We start from the raw sequence: 442 nt of genomic DNA on the forward strand, positions 1-442 counted from the left end.
GTGCAGGCCGGAATCCACCGCTTCGGCGGGGGCGGGCAGGCTGGCGGTGGTGGAGGGGAAGGCGTCGAGGGAGAAGGGGACGAACTGATCGAGGATCTGCTCGGAAGGATGCAGCGACGGCACCCGGGCGACCGAGGAGAAGGCCAGGGAGATCCAGCCGCCGCCGCCACCCTTGCGGTAGCCGAGCTCGACCCTGTAATCGCGGTCGGAGAGGGGAACGGGCAGGTACCACTCGGTGGCATGGCTGTCGACCACCACCTCCTGAAGGGTGTGGGGGTGGGCGGAACCGCCGGCCAGGCCAGTGACATCGGCGACGCGCAGGCAGAGCTGGGAGGCGCCGGCATGGAGGGCGTCGCTGCGGTCGTCCTCGGAGATGTCCCAGAAGACGTAGGCCCACTGGGGATCGCGGGGCAGGAAGACGACGCGGGTCTCGGCGGCCGGC

The 442-nt window shown here is 70.8% G+C and carries 1 protein-coding gene; it reads right to left on the reverse strand.

The genetic code is table 11. The features are described from left to right. On the reverse strand, positions 1 to 442 hold a 442-nt coding region (locus tag KUG39_RS17100; protein ID WP_216916597.1), incomplete at both ends, for a DUF4912 domain-containing protein.

This window comes from Synechococcus sp. CCAP 1479/10 (assembly GCF_019038515.1).
Classification (GTDB): Bacteria; Cyanobacteriota; Cyanobacteriia; order PCC-6307; family Cyanobiaceae; genus Cyanobium.